Source organism: Thalassobacillus devorans, assembly GCF_900176565.1.
In the GTDB taxonomy this organism is placed as follows: Bacteria; Bacillota; Bacilli; order Bacillales; family Halobacillaceae; genus Thalassobacillus; species Thalassobacillus devorans_A.
Window position 1 is genome coordinate 1680297 of sequence record NZ_FXEH01000006.1, and the last position, 21878, is coordinate 1702174.

General features: G+C 42.2%; 23 protein-coding genes and 2 other annotated features (1 of these 25 only partly in view). All 23 genes read right to left on the reverse strand.

The annotated features are described in order from the left end of the window. Positions 1-63: 63 nt before the first annotated feature. The gene (gene pheA / locus B9Y67_RS19475) at positions 64-963 is read right to left on the reverse strand and encodes a prephenate dehydratase (RefSeq protein ID WP_085509001.1); all 900 of its coding nucleotides are present in this window, start codon (positions 961-963) and stop codon (positions 64-66) included. Positions 964-984: 21 nt separating this feature from the next. Beyond that, on the reverse strand, positions 985-1434 hold the full coding sequence (locus B9Y67_RS19480; protein WP_062447012.1) for an ACT domain-containing protein: 450 nt from the start codon (positions 1432-1434) through the stop codon (positions 985-987). A 53-nt stretch (positions 1435-1487) separates the two neighbouring features. Continuing rightward, positions 1488-2768, reverse strand: coding sequence for a GTPase ObgE (obgE, locus tag B9Y67_RS19485; RefSeq protein ID WP_085509002.1), 1281 nt, complete (start codon positions 2766-2768; stop codon positions 1488-1490). Between the two features lie 5 nt (positions 2769-2773). Then, on the reverse strand, positions 2774-3316 hold the full coding sequence (locus tag B9Y67_RS19490; protein WP_085509003.1) for a Spo0B domain-containing protein: 543 nt from the start codon (positions 3314-3316) through the stop codon (positions 2774-2776). 731 nt (positions 3317-4047) lie between these two features. Next, entirely contained in the window at positions 4048-4338 is a 291-nt protein-coding gene (gene rpmA, locus B9Y67_RS19495; RefSeq protein ID WP_062447020.1) for a 50S ribosomal protein L27, read from the reverse strand. Between the two features lie 13 nt (positions 4339-4351). Then, positions 4352-4681, reverse strand: coding sequence for a ribosomal-processing cysteine protease Prp (locus B9Y67_RS19500; protein ID WP_085509004.1), 330 nt, complete (start codon positions 4679-4681; stop codon positions 4352-4354). Positions 4682-4693: 12 nt separating this feature from the next. Further along, positions 4694-5005 carry a 50S ribosomal protein L21 gene (rplU, locus tag B9Y67_RS19505; RefSeq protein WP_062447024.1) on the reverse strand — a complete coding sequence of 104 codons (312 nt, stop codon included), beginning with the start codon at positions 5003-5005 and terminating at the stop codon, positions 4694-4696. A 13-nt stretch (positions 5006-5018) separates the two neighbouring features. Next, positions 5019-5090: a sequence feature (ribosomal protein L21 leader region), on the reverse strand. A 36-nt stretch (positions 5091-5126) separates the two neighbouring features. Continuing rightward, on the reverse strand, positions 5127-6560 hold the full coding sequence (locus tag B9Y67_RS19510) for a ribonuclease E/G (protein ID WP_085509005.1): 1434 nt from the start codon (positions 6558-6560) through the stop codon (positions 5127-5129). Between the two features lie 11 nt (positions 6561-6571). Then, positions 6572-7432 (reverse strand): site-2 protease family protein, encoded by an 861-nt coding sequence (locus B9Y67_RS19515; RefSeq protein ID WP_085509006.1) that lies wholly within the window; start codon positions 7430-7432, stop codon positions 6572-6574. Then, on the reverse strand, positions 7419-8189 hold the full coding sequence (locus B9Y67_RS19520; RefSeq protein ID WP_176224062.1) for a M23 family metallopeptidase: 771 nt from the start codon (positions 8187-8189) through the stop codon (positions 7419-7421). The genes B9Y67_RS19515 and B9Y67_RS19520 overlap by 14 nt, the downstream gene beginning before the upstream one ends. A 159-nt stretch (positions 8190-8348) precedes the next feature. Further along, complete coding sequence (gene minD / locus B9Y67_RS19525; RefSeq protein ID WP_085509008.1) at positions 8349-9146, reverse strand: septum site-determining protein MinD; 798 nt, start codon at positions 9144-9146, stop codon at positions 8349-8351. Further along, complete coding sequence (minC, locus tag B9Y67_RS19530; RefSeq protein WP_085509009.1) at positions 9139-9825, reverse strand: septum site-determining protein MinC; 687 nt, start codon at positions 9823-9825, stop codon at positions 9139-9141. The genes minD and minC overlap by 8 nt, the downstream gene beginning before the upstream one ends. 52 nt (positions 9826-9877) lie before the next feature. Continuing rightward, the gene (gene mreD / locus B9Y67_RS19535; RefSeq protein WP_085509010.1) at positions 9878-10408 is read right to left on the reverse strand and encodes a rod shape-determining protein MreD; all 531 of its coding nucleotides are present in this window, start codon (positions 10406-10408) and stop codon (positions 9878-9880) included. Further along, the gene (gene mreC / locus B9Y67_RS19540) at positions 10405-11283 is read right to left on the reverse strand and encodes a rod shape-determining protein MreC (RefSeq protein WP_085509011.1); all 879 of its coding nucleotides are present in this window, start codon (positions 11281-11283) and stop codon (positions 10405-10407) included. The genes mreD and mreC overlap by 4 nt, the downstream gene beginning before the upstream one ends. Positions 11284-11294: 11 nt before the next feature. Next, complete coding sequence (locus B9Y67_RS19545; RefSeq protein ID WP_085509012.1) at positions 11295-12335, reverse strand: rod shape-determining protein; 1041 nt, start codon at positions 12333-12335, stop codon at positions 11295-11297. Positions 12336-12523: 188 nt separating this feature from the next. Then, positions 12524-13195, reverse strand: a complete 672-nt coding sequence (radC, locus tag B9Y67_RS19550) for a RadC family protein (protein WP_085509252.1) — start codon at positions 13193-13195, stop codon at positions 12524-12526. A 58-nt stretch (positions 13196-13253) separates the two neighbouring features. Further along, on the reverse strand, positions 13254-13823 hold the full coding sequence (locus tag B9Y67_RS19555) for a Maf family protein (protein WP_085509013.1): 570 nt from the start codon (positions 13821-13823) through the stop codon (positions 13254-13256). Positions 13824-14007: 184 nt separating this feature from the next. After that, positions 14008-14919: a hypothetical protein gene (locus tag B9Y67_RS19560; protein WP_085509014.1), complete on the reverse strand. Its 912-nt coding sequence runs from the start codon at positions 14917-14919 to the stop codon at positions 14008-14010. 160 nt (positions 14920-15079) lie between these two features. Beyond that, the gene (locus tag B9Y67_RS19565; RefSeq protein ID WP_085509015.1) at positions 15080-15835 is read right to left on the reverse strand and encodes a prepilin peptidase; all 756 of its coding nucleotides are present in this window, start codon (positions 15833-15835) and stop codon (positions 15080-15082) included. A gap of 156 nt (positions 15836-15991) precedes the next feature. Continuing rightward, positions 15992-17134 carry a sensor domain-containing diguanylate cyclase gene (locus tag B9Y67_RS19570; RefSeq protein ID WP_176224063.1) on the reverse strand — a complete coding sequence of 381 codons (1143 nt, stop codon included), beginning with the start codon at positions 17132-17134 and terminating at the stop codon, positions 15992-15994. A 141-nt stretch (positions 17135-17275) separates the two neighbouring features. Further along, positions 17276-17434, reverse strand: a complete 159-nt coding sequence (locus tag B9Y67_RS20835; protein ID WP_176224064.1) for a hypothetical protein — start codon at positions 17432-17434, stop codon at positions 17276-17278. 52 nt (positions 17435-17486) lie between these two features. Further along, complete coding sequence (locus B9Y67_RS19575; RefSeq protein ID WP_085509017.1) at positions 17487-18782, reverse strand: bifunctional folylpolyglutamate synthase/dihydrofolate synthase; 1296 nt, start codon at positions 18780-18782, stop codon at positions 17487-17489. Positions 18783-18943: 161 nt separating this feature from the next. Beyond that, a complete protein-coding gene (locus B9Y67_RS19580; RefSeq protein ID WP_085509018.1) occupies positions 18944-21586 on the reverse strand; it encodes a valine--tRNA ligase in 2643 nt (880 codons plus the stop codon). Positions 21587-21681: 95 nt separating this feature from the next. Then, positions 21682-21878 (reverse strand) — a binding site (T-box leader); it runs 32 nt beyond the window's last position.

Consider the following 21878-nt stretch of genomic DNA (forward strand, 5'->3'; position numbering starts at 1 on the left):
CCAAATCAAATAATTCAGGCATACAAAAAACCGGATCACGGCTATTCGTGATCCGGTTAATTTTTATTCCGCTGCCTGAAGGTCTGGCGTAGAAACATTCAACTCAAAGCTTGGATAAGTTCCTAACAGTTTCAATGAACATCCTAAGGCCTCAAGTTCTGCCTCCACTCCCGGAAACAGCACTTGGTCATAGGGCTGATCGATATCAATCAAGAAAAAATAATTTCCCAGACCCGTTTTCATTGGCCTGGATTCTATTTTGGATAAGTTCATTTTTCTCCAGGCAAACGCAGCGAGTACTTGATGAAGCGCACCAGCATAATCTTTCGGCAACGTCACCATTACCATCGTTTTTTGTTTGGTCGGTACATGATCGCGAATCTTTAGTGTCTTCGGCTGCTTTTGAACCACAACAAAACGGGTATGGTTATTAGCATAGTCATGGATATCATGCTGTAAGATAGTCAATCCATTTTGTTCGGCAGCCAAATGATTACCTATAGCTGCTATCGGTTTATCAGATTCGGCGACTATTTCTGCTGCTCTCCCTGTCGAAGATGTATAGCAGAGTTCTGCCCCTGGATAGTGTTTATGCAAATATTGATGACACTGGGCAATTGCATGACTGTGCGAATACACCTCGATGATCCTGTCCTTGTCCGGGTTATAATCACCCCGGACGAGGAGGTGCTGTTTTATTGGGACAGTCATCTCAGCAACAATCGGCAAGTCGACATGGTGGGTCAAATAATCAATCGTTAAATGAACAGACCCTTCAATTGCATTTTCTATTGGAACTACTCCGGTATCTATTTCTCCTGCCTCCACGGCATCCAGGCATGCCGGAATCGTCTCATAGCTTGTGAATTCCCCTTCCTTGAACAAGGCATCCACCGCCATTTTTGTAAAAGTTCCTCTTGGCCCTAAATATCCAATCTTTTGGTTATGTTCAGATTCTGGCATGTCTTTTTTTCCTCCTTGCTGTTATGCTCCTGTACTTAATAGATCAACACGATTGATAAAATCCACCTTTTTTAACCTTTGAATCAATTCATCGATCGAGATTGTCATCCCTGCTGTATTCAGCGATAAAGTGACATTCGCTTTTCCCTGTAATGGGATGGTTTGATGAATGGTAAGCACATTACACCCTGCCTTCGCAACCGCTGCCAACAGCTTGGATAAAGAACCTTTCCTGTCTTCCAAGTGAAAAAAAAGGGTGATCATTTGTTCTTTTACCATTTCTTGAAATGGGTAGACAGCATCACGGTATTTATAAAAGGCGCTTCTCGATAGATCGACCTTCTGAACGGCTTCAAAGATTGACTCGACACTGCCTTTTTCAAGCAATGACTTGGCTTCAATCGTCTTTTTCATAGCCTCTGGCAAAACGTCACTTCTGACAAGATAAAAGTGTTCTTTTTTCTCCCCCATTTACATCCCCCTTTTCTACAGCGTCTCTTGCGCTTCTCAGGGTACTACCTCATCTATTCAACAAATTCAAACTCATAATCAAGCAGCCTAACCGTATCCCCGTCCTTGGCGCCACGTTTTCTTAAGGCATCATCCACACCCATCCCACGCATTTGCCGTGCAAAGCGACGGATCGACTCATCCCGGTTAAAGTCAGTCATCTTGAATAATTTTTCAATTTGAGCGCCATAAAGCACGTAAGCTCCGTCGGGATCACGGGTAATTTTGAAAGGAACGTCTTCCCGCTCGTATTTATAAAGCACACGTTCCTCTTTCTCCTCTATTGGTGTGTTATCTTTAGGTATTTGATCAAGCGTGTCTGCTACAGCAAATAGTAAATCCGTCAGCCCTTCTTTTGTCAGAGTGGAGATGGGATAGACAGGATATTCGCCATCCAGTTTTCGCTTGAATTCCTGCAATTGTTCATCAGCACCAGGCATATCCATTTTGTTGGCTGCAATAATTTGAGGTCTATCCTTTAACCTCTCATCATATTCAAACAGTTCCTGGTTGATTGTCAGGTAGTCTTCATAAGGGTCGCGTCCTTCCGTAGCAGCCATATCTATTACATGGAGAATGACTCTTGTCCGTTCTACATGACGGAGAAACTGATGACCGAGCCCCACTCCTTCATGGGCACCTTCAATCAGACCTGGTAAGTCGGCCATGACGAAGCTTCGTTGGTCACCTGATTCAACAACGCCTAAGTTTGGTGCCAGTGTAGTAAAATGGTAATCAGCAATCTTCGGTTTTGCCGCCGAAACAACCGATAATAAAGTTGATTTCCCTACACTAGGAAAACCGACCAGCCCTACATCAGCAATCAATTTCAATTCAACCTGTATATCCCGTTCTTCTGCCGGTTCACCGTTTTCCGCAAGTTCCGGTGCAGGATTCCGTGCTGTAGCGAACCTGATATTACCACGTCCACCACGGCCTCCTTTAGCTATTACGGCACGCTGCTTATGTTCTACAAGATCAGCAATCACTTCTCCTGTATCTGCATCCTTCACTGTTGTACCTGGAGGAACTGGAATAACCAAAGGGTCAGCATTTTTTCCATGCTGTCCTTTACTCATGCCATTTTCCCCTTTTTTTGCTTTAAAATGACGTTGGTAACGAAAATCCATTAATGTATTAAGCCCTTCATCTACTTCAAAGACGACGTCTCCACCGTTACCACCGTCTCCACCAGCCGGGCCCCCATTTGGGACATATTTTTCTCGGCGGAAAGCAACTAAACCATTACCGCCGTCTCCACCTTTAACATAAACTTTGACTTGATCGACGAACATGCCGGTCACCTCTTTACTTCTACATTCATTTTAGCTGTTACTTGATGATACTGTTCTATATCGTCAATTTCAACTGCTGTGATAAATTCTTTTTCTTGTATCGTTGATTGTAAATGCGGCATATCCACAAATTCACCGGATAACACTACACTGATTTCTACTCGTTCGCTTGTATGCAATTCGATTCTTACTTTCCCATGGTAGAGGGTGGAAGAATCGCTGAAACGTTCAAAAACACGGATGATTTCTTCACAGTGGGCATATAAAGTGATGTCTTTGTGGCGTAAATCGACAGTTTCACCCTTAACCTCGTATGTAAGGCGAAAAAATGGATGGTGCCAGTTGAAAGACATGAGCCATAAGCTTAAATACGGGGTGTTCAGATTCATCAACCGCCGTTCTTTTTCGGCTTTTTGCATAACATCGTTGGTTTTCTCTTTTACCTTATCCATTTTCCCCATGGAAGCATAACCTTGAATTAACTGTAGCTCATTCATCCAATCATGCCGGGCATGACGCAGTAGTTCCATCACTTCATCCGCACGCATGAAAGCCCCTCCCGTTCCTGATAACGTAATAAAAGAATTATAGCAAAAATCAACAGCAAAGGCGACCGCCCCGAGCCGTATGCACTTGAAATAATTCTGCGAAATCTGGTTATTCAATTACAGTGCCGAAAAGTCGAAGACTTGATTTCGAGATATTTAGGGTTCTTTACCCTAAAAGTAACAGGGGCAGCTGGGAAACTACTCGCTTTCCTGTGGGGGAACTGGCGAGCTTCCTCGGGCTTTCGCCCTGTGGGATCTCGCCTAGATCCTTCTCCCACGGGAGTCTCGCAGTTTCCCAACCACCCCATCCGAAGGATGGGAGAAAAGAACCCTGCTATACATGCAGATGTATCCTACTAACTCTGGTTACAAGCACGCTTTTTAAGTAGCTCTCCCCTCTAATTGAAGTACTCATATCAATGTTTCCGTATCTCTCATAAACACAAGGAGGGCCGGGAAATTGCGAGACTCTAATGGGAGAATAGTACATGGTGAGATCCCGCAGGGCTTTAGCCCGAGGAAGCTCACCGTACGCCCATGGAAAGCGAGTAATTTCCCGGACCTCCAAACGCTCAACACCATAACGGAAACAGTTTCTCTCGAAACTGAGTCTTCCATTAAAGGGAGCTTTACTTGAATAGTGAGATTTATTAAAGCCTAATAGAAAAAAGCCGCGCTGATGCAGTGCATAGCGCGGCTTTTCGCTTTGGTTTTCTATAAATGCCAGCGGTTTACGCTTCTTGTGCAGCTGGGTAAACACTGACTTTTTTGCGGTTACGTCCGTAGCGTTCGAACTTCACAACACCATCAACTTTCGCGAATAGTGTATCGTCGCCGCCACGACCTACGTTCGTACCTGGATAGATCTTGGTACCACGTTGACGGTAAAGAATAGATCCACCAGAAACAAATTGTCCATCAGCACGCTTGGCTCCAAGGCGTTTGGACTCAGAGTCACGGCCGTTCTTTGTACTACCTACACCCTTCTTTTGGGCAAAGAATTGCAAATCTAGACGTAGCATGGGATGCACCTCCTTATCGTTCTGTTATCGATATATATTGATTATAATCTCGTTCAATAGTCTGTAGCGACACCAGCATTCCTTCAAGCAGCAACTTGGCTTTGCTTTCTGTTTCTGCTTCCAAATCCTCCGGAAGCATGACTTTGAGAAAGCCTCCTTCACCACCTTGATCGATTGCCGGCTCGACTCCGCATAACTCCATGACGGCATTTACTGCTCCAAACGAAACAGCTGAGACGGCTGCACACACGAGGTCATTTCCAAACGGACCGCTTTCTGCATGGCCGGATATCTCAAAACCATTCATTTCATTGTCTCTGCGGTATATCAGTACTTTTATCATGATACACAAGCCTTACGCATTGATTTTATCAATCGTTAGCTTTGTGTACGGCTGACGGTGACCTTGTTTACGCTTGTAGTTTTTCTTTGGCTTGTATTTGAAGACAGTGATCTTCTTCTGACGGCCTTGTTTCTCAACTTTAGCTGTAACAGAAGCACCATCTACGAATGGAGCGCCGACTTTCACGTCATCTCCTCCGCCAATGAAAAGTACGTTGTCAAAAGTGACTGAGTCACCGTTTTCTCCGCTGACTTTCTCAACGTAGATTGTTTGACCTTCTTCTACTTTGAATTGCTTACCACCAGTTTCAATAATTGCGTACATTGCTGCACCTCCTCATAGAACTAAGACTCGCCATCCCAGGTACCACTTTGGTTTCAAAACCTGTTCTGAGCGGTTGTAGCAGTCGGGTGCTACTAGAATAACATAACGATGTTATCATGATTCAAAAGCTTTTGTCAACATGATAGCCGCGACTTGCCACAAATTCTCTTACCGTATCCAGGGAGCCTGCCATCTCTATCGTATAATTATGCAGGACAGGATCGACACGGAAAAAGACTTCCTGAGGAATTTTACTAGAAACAGAAGTAGAAAGCAATTGTTTTTTCAACTGATCAAGTTCATGTGAAACAGCTACTAGTATTGCTTCATGAGAAGAATCTTCCAATGCCAGTATGTCCCTGTCCATTTGGAACAATACGGTGCTCCGTTTTTTGTGACTAGTCACATTTTCTACCAATTTGCTGGACCAGGAAGCGTTTTCCCTTTTTCTTGTTATTTCATACAGGCCGAGTTTAGTAAACCCGTGACACACTGTTGGAACCGGATCGTCTTTCATGGCTTGTTTCAAAGCGCGCTCGATATCGGCATTATTTTTCCTGGAGCCGGTATTAATGAAATCAATCATAACGATTCCCGACAAGTTCCTTAACCTGATTTGTCTTGCGATTTCATTGACCGATGCCACGTTTGCCTGATAAGCAGTCTGTTCTTTGTCAGAACGCCCTGTAAACGCATGGCTATTGACATCAATCACATTCATTGCTTCCGTTTCATCTATTGTCAAATTGACCCCTTTAGCAGCTCCAACCGTGCGCTGTACCAACTTTTCCTGACATTCATTAATCGAATAGCCTTTATTTTTATTCCAATGTTTTACCCATTTAATCCGGTCACTATATAATGGATACATGCTTTTAATCTGCTTAGATAAACTAGCGTCATCAACAACACATTCATCAATGAGATGTATGGGATATTTTTTAAAAACGCCATCAGGTACCAGCCTGGATTCCATAATCATGCCTGGCTTCTTTCTGTCTATTCTTCCCTTCGCCTGGCGCCACTTATCTCTTAAAAAGGACAGTTCATTCCTGATAGAGGACGAGTCCAGGTGTTTTGCGGCAGTGCGAACGATAACACCCTCCTCTTTTTCGAGCATGGGTGTAATTATTTCCTTCAAATTTGACTGCTCGTCTTTCTGGATTTTATGAGAAACTGAAACCCGGCCTCTTTTCGGCAAATAAACGGAGTAAGAACCAGCAATGGTAATGTCTGCCGTGAGTAATGGCCCCTTTTCACCAATTCCATCCTTTTTAACCTGCACAATGATATATTGGCCAATGGTAAGTAATGATTCGATTCGCTCGCCCTGGTTTCCAATATCCTGCTGCCTCAAGAAGCCGTTTTTCCCTGTACCGATATCAATAAAAGCCGCCTGCAGTCCCTTTTCAATATTGACAACTTTTCCTAAGTAAATATGATCAACTTGCGACCGGTCCAACTCACGATCGAAAAAAACTTCGACTAATTTATTATCTTCATAAAGTAAAGCAGCCTTCTCGCTTGAACGGCATGCTATATATAAATTCCTCATCTAATCCCTCTTTATTTATAAATCTGTGCGAGGTCACGGATTGGAAGGTGTGGGTTCCCATGAGTAAAAAAATACTCCAGACAATCCTCTTCTCTTATCAATTCGCTTCCTTTCCGCCCCTTCAAAAAGTACCTTTGTTGTCTATCATTACGAATTCGGCTCAAAACATTCCATATAGTTTCGTCAGGCTCAATTGGACACGTTACCACTTTCACAGGTGGTTCATTATTACCATGGCGATGCATTAAGTACCGTATAAATGAATAATAGCGTCGTTTCCATTCTAGTCTATTTTCTAATAATAGGAAAGCTGCTAATAAGCAGCCGTGGAGTGTAAAGTAAGAAACGAAGGTGAGCAGTATGATGGACGCTATTAATAAGCCGGCTGAAAATATGATAGTTAAATGATGCGAGACACGGTAAGGGAAAAAACGATTTAAGAGGTAAAAAAGTATTTTCCCTCCATCTAAAGGCCATATTGGAAGAAGATTGAATGCAAGAATCAGCCAGTTATATGAGATAGCTGTGCTAATCCATGACGAGGGATCAGGCAATAGTATCACCAGCGAATATAAAAGGGTTAACATCCATATGTGCTGGAACGGTCCTGCTAACGTGACATAAAGCTGTTCTTGCATCGGACGGCTTCCATGCTCTTCCGATTCCATCGTTCCACCAAACAGCCATAAGGTCACCTTTTTAATTCGCCAGTTAAAAAATTTTGCCATTCGGAAATGCCCCCATTCATGTATGGTGACGATGGCAAATAAAATCAGGAGCTCTACGAAAGCCCCTGTGAGAATAGCGGTAAATACAAAGAGAATCAATATCGGATGCAAGTGAACAATCGTTAAAAAGTCACGGAGTTTCATCGACTTTTATCGCCTCAACAGGATCAATAAATTGATTATCCTTTTCGATAGCAAAGTAGAAGTCGCTTACTTGTCCAGGTTCCGGTTTGACACTACCGATAATGTCATTTGGTTTCACATGTTCATATAAATGGACATCAATAGAAGAAAGGTAGCCGTAAACGCTTTTACTTCCATCCACATGCTGAATGATAATCGTCTGATCCGTTTGTGCGTTTTTCCCCGCAAACACCACTGTGCCCTCATCCATGGCAACGACCTCCGACGGTTGCTCAGAAGTCATGACTATCCCTTCTCCATGGGTCTGGAATGTTTCACTCACTACTCCACTAACGGGAAGCGCAGCCTGATTAGGTACCACGTCCCCTGGTGGTTCGACTAATTTCAAAGGACTCCCGAACTTTTCGTGATACCAGGAGGTAACTGCTGCAAATGGAAAATCTTCAGTCATGTTGTGTACAACCCACGCTTTAGGCTTTTGAACCCAGCCCGCGTCCATTTGCACCAAACTTGCCACCCCAAAAAACAAACAGGCAGCAATGATAGCTTTTAGCAAAAAATACCCTGGTTTCTGACCCCTCTTTTCACCCGACGAACCAGGAGATGATTGGGCAAAGGGTAAATATCCATGTTTTTCTTCCTCTTGGACCGGATAATACATGGTCTTGTCCTGGGCATGTTTGTTCTTTTTAGGAAGCGTTTTTTCTCGTTTGCGTGATGCGATACTTTTACGTACTTTTTCAATATCTTTCCCCATAATAGCTACCATCCCTTACATGAGATTTGTACAAGTCTATGTAAAGAATTCGAAAACTATGAGAAAAATCGTTTTCTATAAACCCCACCCAGCCTTATTACTCTATTGCAAAAAAATCCCAAACAAAAAACCGTCTCAAAAAAAGAGACAGTTTTCTTATTAAGGACGCATGCCGAAGAATTTCTTTACTTTTGTCATGAAACCTTTCTTTTCTTCAAATGAAAGTAACGGTACCGATTCTCCTAAAATGCGACGCGCAATATTTCGATAAGCAAGAGAGGATTTTGTATTTGGGTGAAGGGCGACTGGTTCACCGCTATTAGACGCTTTTATCACTTCATCATCATCCGCTACCACACCCAGTAAATCGATAGAGAGGACAGATACAATCTCGTCTACATCCAGCATATCCCCACTTTCTACCATATGGTGACGGATACGGTTGACAATCAATTTAGGAGGTTCGATGTCTTCTTGTTCCAATAAACCTATAATCCGGTCAGCATCACGAACACTGGACTTTTCCGGGTTAGTAACCACAATCGCTTTATCTGCTCCGGCAACTGCATTTTTATAGCCTTGTTCAATCCCGGCTGGACAATCGATCAATATGTAGTCGAATTCCTGTTTCAATTCCGCTACAATTCTTTTCATAGCTTCTGGTGTAACTTCTGATTTGTCGCTAGTTTGTGCTGCTGGCAGCAGCTGGAGACAATCAAATCGTTTATCCGGAACAAGAGCCTGCCTGGTTTTCACTCTCTCTTGCACGACATCAACCAAGTCAAAGATTATACGATTTTCAAGTCCCATCACTACATCTAAATTACGCAGCCCGATATCTGTGTCGATCAGACATACTTTCTTCCCAAGTAATGCGAGTGCTGTCCCTATATTGGCAGTAGTAGTCGTTTTACCGACTCCTCCTTTACCAGAGGTTACAACAATGGCCTCACCCATTAAACATTCTCCTTTCAAAACTGCTGATATCCGGACGCTTTTTAATTACCTCTTGAAGACGGTCGATTAATATTTTATCCTTGCCTTTCTCCAGATAGCCGCACTCCATATAGACACCCTCAGCATCTTGATCCGGTGCTCTGCTGATTGCATCTCCAATCCGCAGTTGCGTAGGCTGCATGAAAGAAGCGGCAATAACAGCATGACTATCACCTTCCATGCCAGCATGCGCAATCCCGCGCAGGCTCCCCATTACAAAAATATTACCTGATGCCATGATTTTTCCACCGGGGTTGACATCGCCAATGAGTAACAGGTCGCCTTCGACATTAATCACCTGACCAGACCGGACTACTTTGACCAATGGTTTCACCTGCGCATGTTTTTTCCAATCGGCAGCTTCTTCCTTCGTAATAACATTGGATTCTACCTTTCCTACCACCAGGTTTTGGCTTTTTCGGACTACTTCTTTCAGTTCATCCTTTTGCTCACGGGTAACATAACGGTTCCCAAGCTGGAGGTTGACGGTAATCAGCCGGTCATCCTCTATCAGATCGTTCACAGAGAGTTTTTCTTTCAGTTCATTTAATACATCCTGATAGGCACAATGGTCATCAACCTTTAAAATGAGCCCATCTCTGGTTCCTTTAACTGTTATTAATTGTTGGTTCGCTATCAACTATATTCCCCCTAATCTGCAAGAATCCGCTTCCCGCGTTTATCACGGAAGATCAGCTGCTTAAAATGTTTGCTGCCCACTTTTCCAGTCTTCCTTTTAGTAAGGGGTATACGAGGAGAAAGAAAATCATGTTCGCGATTATGGTAGGCACCAATCTAATTGACAAAAATGACTCCCATGGTATGTCAGTTACCTGCACGAAGGAATATATGGTAAACAACATTAACTCGGTCAACACTATTCCAAGTGCGGCTAACAGGACCGCTACGATAAAGTTGCCATGCAGCATTTTTTTCAGGCCATGTACCAGGTAAATGACAATGCCATACGAGAACATATAAACCCCTAAAATACTGGTGTATACCATATCGATTAAAATGCCGAAAGTGAGGGCGTAAAGCAAAGAGTAATAGGTATCGTCATGATCAAAAAAAATAGTGATAAGTATAAGGATGACCAGAACCCAATGAGGGGTAATCAGGTAATCCGAATAGGCAAGGTTCCCAGGCAGAAGGCTCATAGCCATTCCTTGAAAGACAAGCAGAAAGAGTAAAATCAAAGGAAGATAGAAACGTTGAATCATTCCTCTTCCTCCTCATCTATTTCGTCTATATTATGCGTCGGCATGCTGCGATCGACAATCATCACTTGATTGATATCATAGAGGTCGGCTGCTGGCTTAACGTAAGCAGTCTGTGTTAACCCATACTGGTCCATCTCAACTTTCGTGACTTCTCCAATCAACAAGCCAGCTGGAAAAACTCCACCTTTTCCTGAAGAGACTACTCGTTCCCCTTCATTAATTTCAGCATCAGAATCAATTTCTTTTAGAAGTAAAGATTTAGATTCTTCGTCATACCCTTGAATCAGACCATGAATTGGATCATCATCCTGCCATACCCAGGCAGAAATCCGATTGGAAAGACCAAACCCGCTCAAGAGCTGAACCGTGGAATGGAATTTATCGGTGGATTGGACTTTTCCTATCATCCCTTCTCCTGTGATGACCGCCATATTACGCTCAACTCCGTGAGCTTCTCCACGGTTTACGATCATTTGACTGAACCAGCGTTCAGAACTTCGCGCAATGACTGACGCGTCGATCGGATCATATTCACTTAAACTCTCCTGGTAATCAAGGCTTGACCGTAGTTCTTCATTTTCTTTTTTTAATAACTGGTTTTCCTGCATGATACTTTTGTACTGAGAGAGACGAGATTTCAATATTTCATTTTGTTCATACGTGCTGCTGATATCCTGAATGTTTGCGTAAGTGCCTTGGATGAGTTGTACGGGTTGATTAAATATGGTCTGAATCCACCCAACCGAGTCATGGACAAATTTCTCCGGCCAGGTAAGTTCACTTCGCTCTCTTAAAGAAAAACCAATCAAGGCGACGAGCAAAATAAAACTGACGAGTACAAGAATAAGCCTTTTTTTCCTGAATAGAGAAGGCATAAATAAGTCAACTACTCCATTCTAGCCCGGGAAGCCACATTCGGCTGTGACTTAAAATGGTGAATGTATTCCAAAGATTTCCCCGTACCAATCGCAACACAATCCAGTGGATCATCGGCTATGAAAACAGGCATTTTTGTTTCATCACTGATAACCTGATCGATATTTTTTAACAAGGCACCGCCACCCGTCAATACGATTCCCCTATCCATAATATCTGCAGCCAGCTCTGGTGGTGTCTTTTCTAACGTATTCTTAACAGCATCAATAATGGCATCCACCGTATCCTTCAGGGCTCCGGCAATTTCTGCTGCATTGATTGTGATCGTTTTCGGAAGACCTGTCAATAAGTCTCTTCCTCTTATGTCCATTTCATTATCTTCATCGGCAGGCCCTGCAGCACCTACTTCCATCTTGATATTTTCCGCCGTCCGCTCCCCGATCATCAGGTTATATTGTTTACGAATATATTGGATGATAGCATCATCCATTTCATCACCAGCTAATCTGATAGATTGGGAGGTAACAATGCCCCCTAAAGAGATTATTGCTACTTCAGTCGTCCCTCCACCAATATCGACGACCATACTTCCCGTCGGTTCCCACACGGGCAGACCAGCTCCGATAGCTGCAGCAAACGGTTCTGCTATTGGATAGGCTTCTTTTGCTCCTGCTTGCTTTGTGGCATCAATTACTGCTCGTTCTTCGACCATCGTGATACCTGATGGCACACAAATCATGACGTTCGGCTTTCTGGCAAAGCTGGATCTATTTTTCATCGCTTTATTGATATAATATTTCATCATTTCTGCTGTCGTGTCGTAATCTGCTATGACCCCATCCTTCATGGGACGCACTACTGAGATATTACTAGGAGTACGTCCGATCATATTTCTTGCAGGATTCCCGACAGCTTCAATGTTCCCTGTCGATATGTCTCTGGCTACTACAGATGGCTCGCGGACCACTACTCCTTTGTTTTTTATAAAAACCAATGTATTCGCTGTTCCTAGATCAATTCCTAAATCTTGTGAAAAACCAAATAAACCCAATACGGATCTCCCTTTCTATTCTATCTTGAGGGTATTCTAGTTGTGTGTGATAATCCGATAATGAAGCTGCCTCCTTACCGTATCGGCAGCATGAGAAAGAAGCGCCTATTATAAGATCGAGCTTATAAAAAGGCGCTAGATTTCACTATCTATTCAATTATACGAAAAAAAATAGAAAATGGATAGTCTTACAAATATCCTTTTTCTTTGAGAGAGACAAATTTACGGTCACCGATCACTAAATGATCCAGTAATTCTATGCCGATCATTTTACCGGACTCTGCTAACCGTCTTGTTACATTAATATCTTCCTGCGAGGGGGTCGGGTCGCCTGAGGGATGATTATGAATGCAGATAAGAGAAGCAGCCGACCTTTTGACGGCTTCTTTATATACTTCTCTTGGATGGACGATTGAAGCATTCAAACTGCCGATGAAAATCGTCTGGCGATGGAGAACCTGGTTTTTAGTATTAAGAAATAAACAGATAAAATGTTCCTGTTTCAGTCCTCGAAGCTCTTCCATAACAAAGTCTGCCCCGTCCTCAGGGCTTCGAATGACGTACCGTTCGGGAGGCTTCATCTGATGAATTCTTTTACCGATTTCTAAAGCTGCCTGAATGAGGACTGCTTTTGCTGTTCCGATTCCTTTGATGGCTGTCAATTCTTCAATGGTAGCGTCCTTTAAAAGGTCTAAACCTTCAAAATGGATCAGCAGACGTTGTGATAGATTCATCACCGACTCGTTTTTTGATCCACTTCCAAGTAATATCGCAATTAGTTCTTGATTGGATAAATGGGTGGAGCCATGTTCAAGCATGCGTTCCCTTGGTCGATCGGCCAAAGGAACATCTTTTAACATCACCTGGACTTCTGACAAATATTCCGCATCCTTTCCTTTTAATCCTCACATTTCTTTATCAGGATGGGAAAATATTGAATGAGTCAAGTTTTCGAGCAAGGCAAGCGATAGGCAGACCTACGACGTTATAATAGTCGCCTTTGATACCTTTGACCAGCAAAGCTCCCTTCGTTTGAATGCCATAACTCCCCGCCTTATCAAAAGAATCCCCAGTATCTACATAACGGATAATATCGGTTTCAGTGAGTTCCAGGAACTCCACTTCTGTTCGGACTGCAAATAGTTCATGACTCTCGCTGCTGCGAATCATTACACCGGTGTGAACGGCATGCGATCTTCCGCTTAACAGACGGAGCGTCTCGATGGCTTCCTCTTTTGATTCAGGCTTCCCTAACACCTTTCCGTCGATACTCACTACTGTGTCCGCTGTTATCAGAATTTCATTGTTATCAGTCGCAATATGATCCGCCTTTACTTCTGCCAGCTTCTTTACTAAGATTTCGGGATTTTTCTCCGTAACAACGGATTCATCCGCATCGCTCGTCCTTATCTCAAACCGGTAGCCTGCCAGTTCAAGCAATTCTTTTCTACGTGGTGACCCTGAGCCTAACACTAATGTGTTCTTCATACTTAAATCCTTCCTGATAAAACTGTGAGGTTCTAATAAGTGTAGTAAACTCTAAACCAATTATAAAAACTGTATAATTTCCGTTTCTTCTCATTTTTTAAACAACTATCTATGTTCCATTATAAGTTTTCCCAGTTTTGTTGTTTACTTATAAGCTTAAAAATAAAAAATAGGTGGCAGGCACCTATTTTTTGAGTATTTCTTCATAGCTTTTCCAAACTTCTAATAACAGGACATCTTGTTGGACAGAATCACTTGCTGACACGAGGGCAGCAATATTATCTTTCAGCGCCATGAAGCTTTCCTCATTTGGCAAACGTTCGCCAAATTGCTTCCAACCCTCTTCCTTATTTTCCCCATTCAAAGTGGCAGAGAATAAATCAGCGAAACCACTCAAGGGTTCCGCTTTTTCCTTGTTCACTTTTTCTATTTTTGGAACCGACCAGTTCTTCACATAGGTTTCCAGTCCATCTTGTTGTAATTGAGATGCTTTTGACTGAGCTGCCTCATAGTCCGGAGCCAGCCCTGTAAATAAGAAGACATTTTCATCACGCTCCCACACAACTGTCGGATGCCCATGCTCTGTATAATTTTGGCTCCACTCTTCAGCTTTCTCCGTACTAGTAAAATATCCTGCTTGTACGACATATGCATCTGTGCCTGGAAGTGCCATCAATGTCTGACTTTCCTCTGCACCGGTATTAGTCGTTCCGCCGCTGTTTACTTCTGTCAGTGATACACCACTGTTTGCCGATGCGCCATCATTCTCAGTCATTCCAACAAACATTCTTAATAACAGAAACCCCAATAAAAGACCGAAGATTAATGCAGTCATGACAACAATAAGAATATTCTTTACCGGAGAGGAAACCTTCTTCCTACGCTTCTTCTTTTTATAATAGGGATGCTTTTTCCAAGCTTCCGGCTTGATCACATTGGCTGGTTCTTCTGTCCGTTCATATTCATACACTTCTGCTGTAGCAGCCTGTTCTTCTTTAGAAGAAACCACCTCTTCCATTGCTTTCTCATCTTCCCGGGGAATCAAAGTCTCTTTCCCGTTCATCCTGATAGATATCTTATTATGATGCTTGTCCAATAATCCCACCACCTTTACCGGCTTTTAATCCAATCTACCACACCCCAGACAAAAAACCAGACGACCGGTGTCGTCTGGTTACCAATAAAATCATCTATTTATGTCTAATATTGCTTCGTTTTATTTTGATACTATTGCTCTTATAAAGCCAAAAGAACCTTTACCATACCAATAGCACATACCAGCCTATAATATCGCTTCCTGCAAAATAAGTAATCAACGCCGCAATTATAATATAGGGCCCGAAAGGAACCGGACTCTTTCGATCAATGATTCTTAGACTCAATAATAATACGCTAATCACTGCACCAATTAAGATGGAGAGGAAAAAAACTAGTAATACCTGTTGCCAGCCTAAGAGAAAACCAAGCAGTCCAAACAACTTCATATCTCCTGAACCTATCCCACCTTGAGTAATAAAAATAATAATAAAAATTAAAAGGAAGGCAATGAAGGCACCTATGATAGATGAATACCATGGCTCTAAAGGATAGACAGTTCGAAAGAGGATAACCAGTGGGAGGTAGAATAATAATAAACGATCGGGGATGATCATATATACCAAATCACTAACCAGGATAATCATTCCTAAGGAAATTAATATTATGGCGCCGATTAACTCGTAACCCCACCCATAAACTAAAAAGCTCGAAACAAATAATAATCCTGTCAATAATTCGGTTAGCGGATATAAAAAGGAGAATTTTGCTTTACAGTAACGGCATCTGCCGCGAAGTGCCAAATAGGAAAGAACCGGTATCATGTCCCAGCCATTAAGGGTTTGACTGCAACTGCTGCAATAAGATCGAGAGGTTGAGAAATTTTCCCCCTGCGGCATGCGCCGGCCAACAACATTAAAAAAGGACCCAAATATAATTCCAAACATAAACATTATTACTGCTAAAACCACTACCATATGTTCATCCCCTCTTAGAATGTGATTTTAATAAAAATCAGCTATCACCTGCTGTGGGCTAGATGAAAGTTGTCATTTCTACTTTATATATCGGATACCAGGTCTAACTTTTGTATAAGCCGTACAAAAATACTATATAAATAGCCGAGTGACGAATCACTCGGCTAAAGCTTTATTGCTTTGATAAACGGCAACTTTGTTTCTGCCTTTTTGCTTAGCCCCCATGTACATGGCACGGTCAGCATGCCGGACTAATTCCAGGGGCTGTTCACAATGTTCGGGATAAGAAGCAACCCCAATGCTGGCAGTCAGCACCAGTGATTCCTCTTTGTCCCCTAGCATGTGTTCCTGCAGTATAATTTTCTTTGATGCAATTTTTCTACGCACTTTATCTGCCAGCTGAAAACTTTCTTCTACAGAGTAATCCGGAAGCATAATTACAAACTCCTCACCTCCGTACCTTGCAACTACACCTTCCCCTCCAATCATTTCAACAAGCCAGTCCGCCAATGTACAAATAACTTCGTTCCCACTTTGATGGCCATATGTATCGTTGACTGATTTAAAGTGATCAATGTCTAATAAGATCAGCGACAAAGGTCTGTTGATATTTTGCTGAATTTGAAAAGTTTGTTCCAGCTGTTCTTCAAAGTAGCGGTAATTATATAAATTTGTAAGCGGACAACGTTCACTTTGATTCTTCGTTTCTTCATAGTTTTTGGCATTTTCCATAGCAATGACAAGATAATTGGATAGTATATCAACAATCATATACTGAAATTTTTCAAAAGCCCTCTTTTCTTTTGATACTACCGTGATTACCGAAACAATTTCATCATTTCGGAAAACAGGTAAAGAAATCAGACTTTCCCCTTCTTCCGGAATCCCTTCCTGATTCTGTTTTTTCCATTGGTCCCGGCGGTGATATTGTAACGCTTTCCTTTGTTGAAGCACAGCACCACTGATACTTTCCCCTTTTTCTAAAAAGAACTGCGGGATGTTCTGTTGTTGCTGTACCTTATAAAAGCGACTCATTTTTATTTTTTCCTGATCTATAACATCATAAATATAGGTAAAATCAATGGGCAATAGCTTTACTAATCGGCTGATAAACAAATCCATTACTTCCGATTCCTTCAGACGGCCTGTCAATTCGTGACCGATTTCACTTGTTTTTTGCAAATAACTGTTGAGCTGTCTGCTTTTATAATAAAGCATCATCATTGCTGATATAAACGCGAAAGGTATCCCTACATAATACACAGCAGCCAGGCCCATATCAGCATATAATCTATACAAAACAAAACCTACCGGTAATATTAGCAGGGTAGTATAAATTTCCCACAAAGTTGCGCGGTCAATCCACTGAAAGGGACGCTTCATAAGAAACAGGCCCAATAATTTGATCAATATCTGATTAGTAACGAAAGTGGTCAGGGCCTAGGCAAGAATCGGAATTATATCATACAGTGTTTGATAGGCTTCACTGCCATGCTGCCCTCCCATTAAGTAGTAAATGGAAGCACCCGAGATACTCGTCACTAAAAAAACCAGCATATTCAACGGGAGACGGTATAAATCCTGGCGGGATATACGCATTTTTATCATGAGCGATTCCAGTGACTGGAATTTTCAGATAACTATAATACTATCATACCATAGACCTATATTCAAAGTATTTTCTCACATCAGAAATAAAATATAATGATCCTGCCACTATTAGTAGATCCTTATCGTTCATTTTACCTATTATATCATCGAGCGCCTGTTGCCAACTTTCCTGCACGACTGAATTTTCCCCTCCATAAATTTCTTTCAATGCTTTCCCGTTCATGGCGCGAGGAAAATCAAAACTAGTGAATATTATGGAGGTGAAATTTCCTTTTAATTGTCGCAACATGCCTTTCACTGGTTTGTCTTCAAGGGCTGCATAGAGCAAGTGTTTTTGTTGTTGGGGGTAATGTTCAGCAATCGTTCGCATGAGTGTACTTGTGCCTTCCTCATTATGGGCTCCATCTAAAATGACTAACGGGTTATTCCATACACGCTCAAAACGTCCCGGCCACTTTGTTGACATAATACTATTACTGTAATGTTCACGTTTGAAAGGTGCTCCTTTTTCCTTAAGTACCTCCATTACTTGCAAAGCTACTGCTGCATTTTTCTCCTGATGTCTACCTTTCATTCGGCTTATTAGTTCATTCGATACAAACTGATTAGCATGGAAAGTGAAATGTTCCCCTTCCTCATCACTATAGTTGTGTTCCACAAAGAACTCTTTGTTCAATCGATAAAGTTCTGCCTCCATCGTTCTCGCTCTTTCTTCGATTACATGGATAGCAGCATTATTTTCAACCGCTGTGACCACTGGCACATGTTTCTTAATGATCCCAGCCTTTTCCGCTGCAATCTTCTCATAACTATTTCCCAGGATATTCATATGGTCCAGGCCGACATTCGTTATCGCCGCCACAATGGGTTGAATGATATTCGTTGAATCAAACCGACCTCCTAAACCTGTTTCCATAATTACGAAATCAAGCTGTGATTGCTGAAAATAAACAATCGCCATCGCAGTGATTACTTCAAATTCTGTTGGTTCTCCTAGATGCGTTTCTCCCAATTCTTCTGCCAAGGGTTTAACCGTCTCCACAAGGTGCACCCAATCTTCATCTTTAATCGCTTTCCCATTTACACTAATTCGTTCATTAAAATGAATGATGTAAGGCGACGTAAATGTCCCTACGTTCATTCCCTGATCTTCGAGTAAATGCCGCAAAAAAGAAAGTGTCGACCCCTTACCATTTGTTCCGGCAATATGAATAGCATTGATATCCTTTTCCGGGTGGCCTAATCTGTCCATCATCCATTCCATCCGCTTCAGTCCTGGTTTAATCTTGAATTTTTCACGGCTATGTATCCATGCAATGGCTTCATCATATTTCATTAATGCTCCTCCTTTCATTAAAAAACTTGGCTTATCGCCAAGTATTTATGACGAAAGCCTTAGTTTTTCTTATACTTTTATCCTTTTACAAGGTTAAACTTTCTTAAAGTATAACAAAGAGAGGGTATCCCCATTAGGAACACCCTCAGCTTTTTAACTGTTTATGCTTTGAGCTCTTTGATTCGGGCTTCTACTTTTTCCCGTTTATCCAGGTAATCCTTTTCTTTTTTACGCTCTTCATCGACTACATGCTCGGGAGCTTTCTTGACAAAACCTTCGTTTGAAAGTTTCTTTTGTACTCGTTCCACTTCTTTCTCCCATTTATCACGTTCTTTTTCTAAACGCTTGATTTCATCCTCGATGTTAATCAAGCCGGCCAAAGGCAAGTAAAGTTCTGCTCCGGTTACAACAGCTGACATTGCTTTTTCTGGTGCCTTGATGCTGGTTGAGATTGTCAGATCGCTTGGATTACAGAACCGCTCCAGATAATGACGATTCGTTTCCAACTCTTGTGCAACTTCTTTATCTTTGGTCTGGATCATTAACTGAATTTCCTTTGACATCGGTGTATCGACTTCAGCACGGATGTTACGAACAGAACGAATGATATTGACAAGCCGTTCCATTTCCCCTACCGCTCGATCGTTATTAAAGGTCGGATTTACTCTCGGCCAGGACGCTTGCGTGATAGACTCACCTTCGTGTGGCAAGTGCTGCCAGATTTCCTCTGTTACGAACGGCATGAATGGATGAAGCATTCTCATAATGTTGTCTAACGTATAGGCAAGTACAGAACGTGTCGTCTTAATTTTCGCTTCGTCCTCCCCATACAAAGGCAGTTTCGCCATTTCTATATACCAGTCACAAAATTCGTCCCAAATGAAATTGTAGAGATGGCGGCCTGCTTCACCGAACTCATAACGGTCGATGTTCTTAGTTACTTGTTCGATTGTCTGATTCAACCTGGTCAAAATCCATTCGTCTGCTACAGATTTTTCCCCTGATAAATCAATCTCTTCGTATTTCATGCCACCCATGTTCATTAACGCAAAACGGGAAGCATTCCAGATTTTATTAACGAAATTCCAGGTCGATTCTACTTTTTCCCATTGAAAACGCAAATCCTGCCCTGGAGCGGAACCAGTGGACAAGAAATAACGAAGCGAATCTGCCCCATATTTCTCTATGACATCCATTGGGTCCACACCATTGCCAAGCGACTTACTCATCTTCCTGCCTTCCGCATCCCTGACTAAACCATGAATCAACACGTCTTTGAAAGGACGACGTCCTGTAAATTCGATGGACTGGAAAATCATTCGGCTAACCCAGAAGAAGATAATATCATAACCTGTAACTAATGCATTCGTTGGAAAATGGCGCTGGAAGTCTTCATTATTTTCATCCGGCCATCCCATGGTGGAAAATGGCCATAACGCGGAGGAGAACCAAGTATCTAATACGTCCGTATCCTGCTCCCAGTTCTCTTCATCTTCTGGTGCTTCTTTGCCAACATAAATTTCTCCTGTTTCTTTATGATACCAGGCCGGGATACGATGTCCCCACCATAGTTGACGGGAAATGCACCAGTCACGAATATTTTCCATCCAATGGAGATAAGTCTTTTCAAATCGGTCAGGTACAAAGTGAACTTTGTCTTCGCCTTGTTGTAATTTAATTGCTTCTTCTGCAAGCGGCTCCATATTCACGAACCATTGTGTAGATAGATAAGGCTCCACAACTGCACCACTTCGTTCTGAATGACCTACCGAATGATCATGGTCTTCTATGTCAAACAAAATACCTTGTTCTTGCAGATCCTTTACCAGCTGTTTCCGGCATTCGAATCGGTCCATGCCCTGGTATTTGCCAGCATTTTCATTCATTGTACCGTCTTCATTCATAACTAAAATACGTTCCAGGTTATGACGGTTGCCAATTTCAAAGTCATTCGGATCATGAGCAGGAGTGATTTTCACCGCACCAGAACCAAAATCCATATCTACATAATCATCAGCCACTATTTCTATTTCCCGTTCAATTACAGGCAACGTAACCTTCTTGCCAATCAAATGCTTATAACGATCATCTTCCGGGTGGACAGCAACTGCCGTATCACCCAGCATTGTCTCCGGACGAGTCGTTGCTATTTCTATATGACCAGAGCCGTCGCTTAATGGATATTTCATATGATAGAAATGACCTTTGACATCTTTATAAATGACCTCAATATCAGAGAGAGCCGTCTTCGTAGCAGGGTCCCAGTTGATGATATATTCACCACGATAGATCAGGTCTTTTTCAAACAGCTTTACAAATACTTCTTTAACAGCATTCGACAATCCCTCATCCAAAGTAAACCGTTCTCTGGAATAATCAAGACCAAGTCCCAGTTTCTCCCACTGTGTACGGATGAAATCTGCATATTCCTCTTTCCATCCCCATGCTTGTTCAAGGAATTTTTCCCTGCCTAAATCATAGCGGGATTGCCCTCGTTCCTTTAATTTTGCTTCTACTTTTGCCTGGGTTGCAATCCCTGCATGATCCATGCCAGGAAGCCATAGCACATCGTACCCCTGCATACGTTTTACTCGTGTAATGATATCCTGTAACGTCGTATCCCATGCATGACCGAGGTGTAGTTTACCTGTTACGTTCGGCGGTGGTATGACAACTGTATAAGGTTCTTTCGATTTATCTCCGGTTGCTTCGAAAAACTTCCCATCTACCCAATATTGATACCTGTCTTGTTCGACTGCGGTCGGGTCGTATTTAGGCGGTAAGGATACTTCTTGATTACTCATCTTACATTTCCTCCTTATATTTACGTGACTAGACATACTTGGGTCGCCACCTTATGTTACTTTTTTAAAAAAAATAAAAAAATCCCTATCATCCAAAAAAGGACGAAAGAGATTGATCTCCGTGGTACCACCTTTATTCACAAGAAAAAAATGATTTCTTGTGCACTCGATTTGTTAACGGCTTCTAACCGGCACCTTCTACTTTCATTCAAAGGAGCTGCATCCGGGGCGACCTTCCAGTATGCATAATCCTGGAAAACTTTCAGCAATTGTTTTCCTCTCTGTCGGGATG